Genomic DNA, 8,563 nt, shown 5'->3' on the forward strand with positions numbered 1-8,563 from the left:
AGCAAATGGATGCTCTAAAGAAAACCAAACTACTTTTTTTCTAAAACATATTTATGCAAGTCAGTTAAAGTCAGAAATAGAAGAACTCGAATCTCAATACGTCAATTTGGCCTTTAATGCCTATGATGTTCAACAACTTAGTGATAATCATGTTAATTAAAAAACAAAGAGTGATGAAAAAACGATTTGATTTATACAGTCAAGTCATAGAACGGATGCCAGTACATATCTATTGGAAAGATAAGCACTTTAATTACATTGATTGCAATAAAGTCTTTGCAAAGTATTTAAGACTTGCCTCCACTAAAGAAATTATTGGCCTCTCAGATTATGATTTTCTTTGCATTGAAGAAGCGAACATAATACGTGAAAACGATAAACAAGTCTTAACCTTAGGTAATATATGTGTTTTTGAGGAAGAAATTTCCGATACTTTAGGAAGAAAAACAGCCTATCTTACCCAAAAAATCCCTCTATTTAACGCCTCAAGCGAAATTATTGGCTTAGCCGGAATGTCCATAAATATTACTACGCGTAAAGCGCAGGAAGAAAAAGCACATGCGGATAAAGAGGCAACCGAGCACCGACTGTTTAATATACTGAATAACTTACCTGGACACGTCTATTGGAAAAATAAGGATTCGATTTATCAAGGCTGCAACTTGGCTCAGGCACAGTCTGCCGGATTTTCAAATCCAGAGCAGATGATTGGCAAATCTGATTTTGACATGCCCTGGAGTCATGAAGCAGAGTCTTTACGTAAAATGGATCTCTGCGTAATGCAGCGAAAAGATATAATTACCCGTGAAGAAGCATCGAAACTCGCTAATTCTGATAAAATATCCATATTCTTATCGAAAAAAGCCCCCCTCCTTAATATTAATGGGGAAGTTGATGGGGTCCTTGGAATTTCATTCGATATTAGTGACCGCAAGAAAATGGAAGAGGAACTCGCCAAATCACAAATTGCCGCCGAAGCAGCAAACCTGGCAAAAACAGAGTTTTTACGCAATATGGAACATCAGTTAAGAACTCCTTTTAGCGGAATTTATAGCTTGATTGAATTCTTAGCATCCAAGGAAACAGATCCGGAAAAGAAAATGTATCTGAAAACGGTTCATGAATCAGCAAAGGAGTTTGTGGATTTATTGAATGATATTCTTGAGTTTACCCGCAATGAGGCAGGAAACTCGCCCATTTTAGAAATGAAATTTAATCTCTGTGAAACCATATCGCAAGTAGTCAAGCTAGAACAAGCAACTGCGTTAGCAAAAGGAATTGATTTAACTTTAGATTATCCCAAATCACTCCCCGAAATATTTCTTGGAGATCCGTATCGTATTAAACGCTTGATGATGAACTTAATTAGTAATGCAATTAAATTTACAGAACAAGGTCGAGTCGCTTGTCAGGTGCGCTTAGGTGAGCGAACCGATTCGCGCCATTGGATTCTACAACTCGTTGTTTCCGATACAGGGATAGGCATATCCGAAGAAAAGCAGTTGTTAATTTATGAAAAATTCTTTCGTTTATTTCCAGCCAACCAGAATAAATACAAGGGAGCAGGCTTAGGATTATACGTAGTAAAACAAATAATTCATGAGCTTGAAGGAGAAATAGAAGTCCAAAGCGAACTAAATAAAGGCACTACGTTTATCTGTACCTTGCCTTTTAAGGTTCCTTTACTTTTTAATGACAACCATTAAAGTCTTTTCTTGAAAATTAGATTATTCTCAGTGAAAATTAACTATAAGCGTTCGCGATGGTGTTATTTTTTGGATTAAAATAAAAAACACCGTCGTTCTTGTCCCCATAATGACGAAATGTGGATGCACAGGGAACACCTACATAAAAAATAAAGTAAGGGGAATGCCCCTACTTTAAATTTAACTTAGACTTATTGGATTTATTACAAGGCAAACAATGCTCAACTCTATTCGAATACTAATCGTCGAAGACACGCGAATTGCCCAACTTGTTGTAAAAGCATATATGACTCATTTGGGATGTATCGTCGATATCGCAGAAGACGGAAGGTCAGCTATTGAAAGTACCGCTCAAACTCAATATAACCTTATTTTAATGGATATTGGTCTAGGGGATGGCCCCAATGGTTTTGAAACAACTCAATACATTAAATCTCACAGTCCTTTAAATAAGGACACCCCGATTATCGCCCTAACCTCCCATGGCGATTCCGATATAAGACAAAAAGCAGCAGATGTTGGTATGATTTTATTTTTGCGCAAGCCATTTACCACCGCCAATGCACAACAAGTCATGGATTATTTAATAAAATAATTCCGTAGGCAAATAAGACAAATATATCTTTTATCCCCTAAAGAAAATTAGCTATCACTCTAGTTTCTAAACACCAAACTGTGGTATTTTTACTTTTAGAATTAAAAAGATGGCAATTATCTGTAAATTCACCTACATAGACAAAATATCTACCTAAGAACTTTATAAAATTTAATACGGACGATTTAGTATGAAAAAAAATACCCTTGTTTTAGCCTTATCAACAAGCTTTTTAATTGGTAATGCTTTCTCAGGAACTATTGGACCAGTAAAACCAAGCTGGAGATGGTTGGGGGAGTTTAGTGTAGGTCCTGCATGGCAAAGTGGAGGTAAGACACAATCGTTTTATCTTACTCCAGAGATCGAAAAAACCTACGACACGGATAAAGCAACACATGCACTAGCTGATTTCGGAGTTCTTTTAGGCGCACAGTACAACCTAAGTCCAACACTGATAACTCAATTTGGGCTTGCTGTAGGAGCAACCACAAACACAAGCCTATCGGGCGAAATCTGGGATGATGCCGATCCACAATTTAATAACTTCACTTACAGCTACAAACTCCAGCATACTCATATCGCTGCGAAAGCAAAATTACTTGCAGATATGGGCTATATAGTAATGCCTTGGGTGAGCGCTAGCGTAGGCGTAGGCTTTAATCATGCATACGCATTCAATAATGTTCCAGTTATTGAAGAAGCAATTAAAAATCCTAACTTTTCAGGTCATACCCAAACCAGCTTTACCTATACGGTAGGTGCAGGTATTCAAAAATCAGTAACCGATCATGTCCAGGTAGGTATTGGTTATGAATTTGCTGATTGGGGCAAAAGTTCGTTAGCAAGAGCTCTAGAGCAATCAATGAACACAGGAATTTCATTAAACCACCTCTACACTAATGGATTCTTGGTCAATCTTACCTATGTAGGATAAGAAAAATCCTCCCCCTATGCCTTGCGGCCTATCCGCGATAGCATAGGTCAAAGAAACCAAATTTAACCACTTTAGGAAATAAACATGTTAAGGAAAATTTTGTGTGGTAGCGTTGTTTCTTTATTTCTAAGTAGTCCATCTATTGCTGGATTCTATGTCGGTGCTGGTATTGGGCCTGAATACGCGCAATTCACTCAAAAAACTCATGTTTTTGATAATTACGGTAGTTTTAATGTCATTGATGAGCAGAACTTTTCCGGATCAGGTATTTTTGGTACTTTTTTCGGTGGATACTCTTGGACACACAATTGGTTTTATTTAGCGGGAGAAGCTAATTTTAATCCCAGCTCACTTCAATATAGATTAGTCAATAAAGAGTACATTCATCGAAATTTCGAGAAATCGTCATTCACTATTCACTATAGCGAAGGTGTAAGTGCCCTTCCAGGGGTCTTATTAAACAAGAATGCTGTTGTTTATGGACGAATTGGTTATGCAAACGGCCATGTAGAACTGCACAATTCAGACCCAACCATACACAGTTCAAAAGCAAATCGTAGTGGTGTTCGTTATGGTGTGGGAATGCGTTATAACCTATCAAATCAATGGTCATTAATGGCAGATTACAGCCAAACCAATTATGAGAAATTCAAAAGCCACGTTTATGAACCCAATGGTGGAGTCACCAAAATCTCACGAATTTACCCAGTCTCAGCACAATTTGCCTTTGGGGTTATTTATAGTTTTGAAAAACCAGCAGTTTTTGTTAAATAGAGCCAAGCATGTAAGGTTTACTCTTACTAGACAATGAAGTTTGTTTCAACTCGGGACTTTTGAATCATCTCCAAATATAGGCAGCTAACCTAATTAAAATTCAGGGACATCCAAGTCCCAGAATTTCTTTACAATTTCATCAAAACAAAACATTTTATTTCTGTTAATTTCAACACCCTTCGTTTCGCACTACAATATTGATCTAAAATTTAATTAATAAAGCAAATAAATGGACACACCCTTTATGCTAATTTTTAAAAGGAGTATGAACATGCTCAACTTAGATACCGACATGATTTGCAATATTCTTGATAAAATGCGCCAATTTCAAGCTAAAGAAGAGATTTCTTTTCCTGAAGTAACTGATGATGTGGACGCATATTATGTTCTAGCTGATTATAAAGATGATGCTGTTTATGACGAAGCAGTTAATATTATCAATAACTTGCGTCCAGATCAGCAAGTAACCCTAGTCGCCTTAATGTATCTAGGGCGAGAAGATTTTGATGTAAATGAATGGAATACTGCCGTTGAGTTCGCAAGCCAGGAGCTAACGGATCACACAGGTCAGTATCTTTTATCTAGGCCATTAGTCTCTGAGCATATTGAAAATGGATTAAATTTATTAGGACTTTCATGTTCTGAATGAAGATTCCCATCGTCTAATATCAGCGACATTATTATCCAGATAAAGAATGTGCTATAGTGCAAAGTCATAAAATACACTATAAAAACAACATGCAAGCAATTACTATTTACCATAATCCCAAATGCTCTAAATCGAGAGAAGCCCTTGCATTACTGCAAGAAAAATGCCTTGAGCCCACTATTGTCGAATACCTAAAAACTCCGCTTAATAAAGAACAACTAACGGAGTTAAGAGCGCATTTCGCACTTAAAGATTTTGTTCGTGCCAACGAACCTATTTTTAAAGAACTAGGCTTATCGCTGGAGAATGAAGAACAGGTATTAGAGGCCATGCTAAAAGAACCCGTGTTAATGCAGCGGCCTATTGTCACCTATAAGGGAAAAGCGATTATTGGCCGCCCTCCTGAAAACGTATTAGAGCTATTTCTCTGACATTGGCTTCGAATTCCTACGCTTGACTTCGGGATCCATAGATCTTGCAACAGGGATGGATATTTGCACAAAAATCTTAAACTACATTGTTTTAAAAACGGGCCTAATTTCCTCATCCATTGGCGGTGCTGAAGGGAGTACGCTTGCCTGACTGATATTTTTTAATTCATCCAACGCAAAAGTAAGGGATGCGTGGATGGTTTCCAATTTACTAAGCAATCGCTCCAAAATAGAAACTGATGCTGTTATTGATTTATTAAAACCCAATTGAGTCAGCCCATACTCCAGCGCAATGCCTCCTAACAAAGGCACACTCGCCAATAAAAAAGAACTCGTAGCCAAACCTAAAATAGCCGAACCAGCTATGCTTGCTTCCGTACTGTTTTGCGACAAAGTATAAGTTAACGTAGATCGTGGCTGATTCAAAACCGTCCTATGTTTTTCTAAACAATTGGAAATAGCTTTTTGTAACAATGTGATTAAAATAAGGATATTATTAATTTCTATGATACGTTCGGCTGCAACAGGCAAAGCATCAAACTGTATGATAATTTCATCCAGTTGCTCACAAAGATTAGTAATGATGATGCTTTTTTTATAGCATTGATTCCCTGCATTACTATCCACTAGCTGCTTTAATTCTCTATTCTTATTCCGTAATTCATTCAATAAAGGATGCAAATCACGTAACTCTTTAATACTTTTAAAATGACTTAGTCTTTTTGAAAACATACTTCTTCCTTGAGTTAAAACAAATCTCTCTACTCACTTTGAATAAAAGCGAATCATTAGTCAAGTCCGCAGGCACTTGACGACCTCAGAGTTATGTGTGCGTCTTAAAATATAAATCCCATGGAGTAAACTAAATGCTTACACAAGTTTTAATAAATATCTGTTGGGCTCTGTCATTCACCTTTTTTGGAGCAATACTCGGTACCGGGTTAATGCTCATGGCATCCACCATTGTTCCTCAGATTCTCAGTAAAAATACGCCTCACATAGATGAAGCAAAAGAAATGTTGCGCGGCAACACTGCCGTTGCAGAATACTATGGGCGTGTGGTTTCTTCCGTTATTATCGGTATCAGCATTATCATTGCAGCCTCTGTTCTTGGAGGGCTAATTGCCGGACTGCATGGTTGAGTCTAAGCGGATGAGACAATTTTTTTTAGTACTAACCATCCTGTGCACATTTAGTCTTAACGGATGGACTCGTGGCAGAGGTGGTTGTTTTGAACAAAGAACCTTAATTGCAACGCCTCAAGGCGAGCGTGCGATAGAATCACTACGCCCTGGTGATTGGGTATGGAGCAATATTTCAGTTAAAAACCGTAGCGAAGATGAAGATGCAGTCCTGAAATATCCTCTCATTTTGACCTAATTCTAGAGTATCGGAGAAGAGGCAACGTTCTTTTTTCCCAATCCACCGAATTTATAATTTCATTCCAACGTTCATTGACGGAAATGGAGAGTCCGATAAATCCAGCTGTTTTATTTTTTCCTTACGCAGTGTTAGTGCATAAGCACTCATCTCTTCGCAAGTGAATAAATGAATATCTTTAGGCTTTCTTGATTTAGTAAACATAGTTATTTACCTAGTCCATAAAACTACCAATTCAAACATAAACCAAGTAATTTTGTAAATTATATTCCCTTAAGTAGATGAAATTAAATAAACTTACCACCGATCATCATTTCCCCAATTATTGTTGTTTCCTCCATAACCATCGTTATGTTTCTGATAATCCCTGCCTCGTCCATGGTGGTAGTCATCATTATGTTGATGATGCTGATAGCCACCATGGTGCTGATGGCCATGCTGATGATTTCCATGATTTGAAAAACCTCGGTGCGGAGGCGGACCACCTCGAAAGCCCCCTCCGGGATGAGCAAATGCCAATGAGTTGCTTAACAAGCAGAATAAAGAAATAGAGACGCATACATGTCTTTTCATTTTGTTCCCTTATAAGAAAATGAATTTAAAACAAGAATTAGCGTACTGATGTAAAAATAAGCGTAGCACAGAATTTTAATGGTGTGGCTGCACTATTGAAGACTGCTCTACCAAACACTAAGTAGTGCATTTTATGATTAAATCCAATAATTAATCGCTAAGGCAAAATTATTAGAATTTAGAGTAACACGCGCATTACCATCAGGATCGTCTAAATCATAAACAGTGGGTATTTGCAGATTAACCGCATTTCCATAACCTACATGATTATATTCCGCACGCAAGGACCAATTTTTTCCGATTGCCCATTCGATACCAGCCCCAATTAACCAACCCGTTTGGCTACTATTTCTGGAGTAATAATCGCCACCTTCATTTTTGTATGACAATTCTACATTAGCAAAACTGGCCCCGCGGTTAAATACGGAAAAGGAACGATTTTATTCCAATTCAGAGCACGACCTATTCTTCCTTTGATAGAACCTTTTAAAGAATGCCCATGAGTTCGAGGCATGTTGTAAGCTAAGCCACTTTAATCCAATCTTTTTCGGCTCTATGTCAATAAGCCATCGTATTACGCTTGCTTTACCTACACCAAATCGAATAGCCAGGGCTAAAAGCCCTACCAGTCTATATATTTTTCGTATATTCTCTAAACTTGGAGTAAGTAATTAGTTAGGGATGAAATAATGAATGTTGTAGAATTAAACGCATTAATTGAGAAAATAAAATTACAGCGCTCAATGGACGACTACTCAGCACAAAGCATGGATTTATTCGCGCAATTGAGCAGAGCACTGGAGGAATTAGAACCTGAAACCAAACTCACTTATAAAACACTGGAAGTGTCATTCCTTAAACTAACCAATGAGTTATATGAGAAGTTAACAAATAAACAATTTATGTTAACTGAATTGCTGACGTTAATTATTATGTGCAGCAGATTAACAGGATATGCTGATGTCAAGGATCTTGATAATTATCCTCACCTCACATTAACAGATAAAATTAGTAAAAAAAGACCTCAAGAACAACAAAAATTAGAAAACATTATTTTCTTTCTCAGAGCAGCCTTTTATCTTATCCAGAAACATTACACTCAAGAACAATTAACCTTGCTGCCCTTTTTAATCTATTTCCGCCCCCACACCACCGATGAGGAGCGACGTTCAGAACTCGCAACTTTTGAATGGCTTCGTCATCAAAAAGCAAACTGCCTTAGCTTTTTTGGAATGCATGTGGGCTGTATCAATATGCGTTCTCTCCAGCTGATTCGTGTTTTACCAAACATTTTTGAATTAATTCCAGCAACTTACACTCCGTTCATAAGGCTCACACAAAATTATGATTTGCTGTGGAATACAAAACAAGACAATCCCATTTCGAGAAACACTCTTATAGAAGAGACCTATAAACTATTAGAAACAAAATTTATAGCTCAGAAAAAGCAAGACTATGCTGCGTGTCTAAAATTTGCAAACGACATAAAAATACAACTACCAGAAGAAGCCCATACTGAAT

11 protein-coding genes and 2 pseudogenes are annotated in these 8,563 nt (G+C 37.4%); 9 read left to right on the top strand and 4 right to left on the bottom strand.

Annotated features, from left to right (window positions below):
* Nucleotides 1–173: 173 nt before the first annotated feature.
* From ACQY7T_RS00240 to arsC, 6 genes are all read left to right on the top strand, one after another.
* The gene (locus ACQY7T_RS00240; RefSeq protein ID WP_428410731.1) at nucleotides 174–1,706 is read left to right on the top strand and encodes a PAS domain-containing sensor histidine kinase; all 1,533 of its coding nucleotides are present in this window, start codon (nucleotides 174–176) and stop codon (nucleotides 1,704–1,706) included.
* Between the two features lie 217 nt (nucleotides 1,707–1,923).
* The gene (locus ACQY7T_RS00245; RefSeq protein WP_428410732.1) at nucleotides 1,924–2,301 is read left to right on the top strand and encodes a response regulator; all 378 of its coding nucleotides are present in this window, start codon (nucleotides 1,924–1,926) and stop codon (nucleotides 2,299–2,301) included.
* Between the two features lie 190 nt (nucleotides 2,302–2,491).
* Nucleotides 2,492–3,235: an outer membrane protein gene (locus tag ACQY7T_RS00250; protein WP_428410733.1), complete on the top strand. Its 744-nt coding sequence runs from the start codon at nucleotides 2,492–2,494 to the stop codon at nucleotides 3,233–3,235.
* 84 nt (nucleotides 3,236–3,319) lie between these two features.
* Nucleotides 3,320–4,009 (top strand): outer membrane protein, encoded by a 690-nt coding sequence (locus ACQY7T_RS00255; RefSeq protein ID WP_428410734.1) that lies wholly within the window; start codon nucleotides 3,320–3,322, stop codon nucleotides 4,007–4,009.
* A 271-nt stretch (nucleotides 4,010–4,280) separates the two neighbouring features.
* A complete protein-coding gene (locus ACQY7T_RS00260) occupies nucleotides 4,281–4,658 on the top strand; it encodes a DUF3775 domain-containing protein (protein ID WP_428410735.1) in 378 nt (125 codons plus the stop codon).
* Nucleotides 4,659–4,747: 89 nt separating this feature from the next.
* Nucleotides 4,748–5,089 carry an arsenate reductase (glutaredoxin) gene (arsC, locus tag ACQY7T_RS00265; RefSeq protein ID WP_428410741.1) on the top strand — a complete coding sequence of 114 codons (342 nt, stop codon included), beginning with the start codon at nucleotides 4,748–4,750 and terminating at the stop codon, nucleotides 5,087–5,089.
* An 81-nt stretch (nucleotides 5,090–5,170) separates the two neighbouring features.
* Here arsC and ACQY7T_RS00270 read toward each other — a convergent pair whose 3' ends face one another.
* On the bottom strand, nucleotides 5,171–5,821 hold the full coding sequence (locus ACQY7T_RS00270; RefSeq protein ID WP_428410736.1) for a hypothetical protein: 651 nt from the start codon (nucleotides 5,819–5,821) through the stop codon (nucleotides 5,171–5,173).
* 134 nt (nucleotides 5,822–5,955) lie between these two features.
* Between ACQY7T_RS00270 and ACQY7T_RS00275 the strand changes: the two genes are divergently transcribed.
* Nucleotides 5,956–6,231, top strand: a complete 276-nt coding sequence (locus tag ACQY7T_RS00275; RefSeq protein ID WP_428410737.1) for a hypothetical protein — start codon at nucleotides 5,956–5,958, stop codon at nucleotides 6,229–6,231.
* A 10-nt stretch (nucleotides 6,232–6,241) separates the two neighbouring features.
* The gene (locus ACQY7T_RS00280) at nucleotides 6,242–6,469 is read left to right on the top strand and encodes a Hint domain-containing protein (RefSeq protein ID WP_428410738.1); all 228 of its coding nucleotides are present in this window, start codon (nucleotides 6,242–6,244) and stop codon (nucleotides 6,467–6,469) included.
* Nucleotides 6,470–6,520: 51 nt separating this feature from the next.
* Here ACQY7T_RS00280 and ACQY7T_RS00285 read toward each other — a convergent pair whose 3' ends face one another.
* The 3 genes and pseudogenes from ACQY7T_RS00285 to ACQY7T_RS00295 all read right to left on the bottom strand — a co-directional run.
* Nucleotides 6,521–6,673 carry a hypothetical protein gene (locus ACQY7T_RS00285; RefSeq protein ID WP_428410739.1) on the bottom strand — a complete coding sequence of 51 codons (153 nt, stop codon included), beginning with the start codon at nucleotides 6,671–6,673 and terminating at the stop codon, nucleotides 6,521–6,523.
* 93 nt (nucleotides 6,674–6,766) lie between these two features.
* The gene (locus ACQY7T_RS00290; RefSeq protein ID WP_428410740.1) at nucleotides 6,767–7,042 is read right to left on the bottom strand and encodes a hypothetical protein; all 276 of its coding nucleotides are present in this window, start codon (nucleotides 7,040–7,042) and stop codon (nucleotides 6,767–6,769) included.
* Nucleotides 7,043–7,179: 137 nt separating this feature from the next.
* Nucleotides 7,180–7,461: pseudogene (locus ACQY7T_RS00295) on the bottom strand (outer membrane protein); the annotation flags it as partial.
* 270 nt (nucleotides 7,462–7,731) lie between these two features.
* Between ACQY7T_RS00295 and ACQY7T_RS00300 the strand changes: the two are divergent.
* Nucleotides 7,732–8,563 (top strand): annotated as a pseudogene (locus ACQY7T_RS00300) (hypothetical protein); the annotation flags it as partial.

The organism is Legionella sp., assembly GCF_965140895.1.
Classification (GTDB): domain Bacteria; phylum Pseudomonadota; class Gammaproteobacteria; order Legionellales; family Legionellaceae; genus Legionella.

Bases quoted from the DNA above. Each gene is read 5' to 3' on its own strand.
- ACQY7T_RS00240 (WP_428410731.1), top strand. From the start codon at position 174: ATGAAAAAACGATTTGATTTATACAGTCAAGTCATAGAACGGATGCCA.
- ACQY7T_RS00245 (WP_428410732.1), top strand. From the start codon at position 1,924: ATGCTCAACTCTATTCGAATACTAATCGTCGAAGACACGCGAATTGCC.
- ACQY7T_RS00250 (WP_428410733.1), top strand. From the start codon at position 2,492: ATGAAAAAAAATACCCTTGTTTTAGCCTTATCAACAAGCTTTTTAATT.
- ACQY7T_RS00255 (WP_428410734.1), top strand. From the start codon at position 3,320: ATGTTAAGGAAAATTTTGTGTGGTAGCGTTGTTTCTTTATTTCTAAGT.
- ACQY7T_RS00260 (WP_428410735.1), top strand. From the start codon at position 4,281: ATGCTCAACTTAGATACCGACATGATTTGCAATATTCTTGATAAAATG.
- arsC (WP_428410741.1), top strand. From the start codon at position 4,748: ATGCAAGCAATTACTATTTACCATAATCCCAAATGCTCTAAATCGAGA.
- ACQY7T_RS00270 (WP_428410736.1), bottom strand. From the start codon at position 5,821: ATGTTTTCAAAAAGACTAAGTCATTTTAAAAGTATTAAAGAGTTACGT.
- ACQY7T_RS00275 (WP_428410737.1), top strand. From the start codon at position 5,956: ATGCTTACACAAGTTTTAATAAATATCTGTTGGGCTCTGTCATTCACC.
- ACQY7T_RS00280 (WP_428410738.1), top strand. From the start codon at position 6,242: ATGAGACAATTTTTTTTAGTACTAACCATCCTGTGCACATTTAGTCTT.
- ACQY7T_RS00285 (WP_428410739.1), bottom strand. From the start codon at position 6,673: ATGTTTACTAAATCAAGAAAGCCTAAAGATATTCATTTATTCACTTGC.
- ACQY7T_RS00290 (WP_428410740.1), bottom strand. From the start codon at position 7,042: ATGAAAAGACATGTATGCGTCTCTATTTCTTTATTCTGCTTGTTAAGC.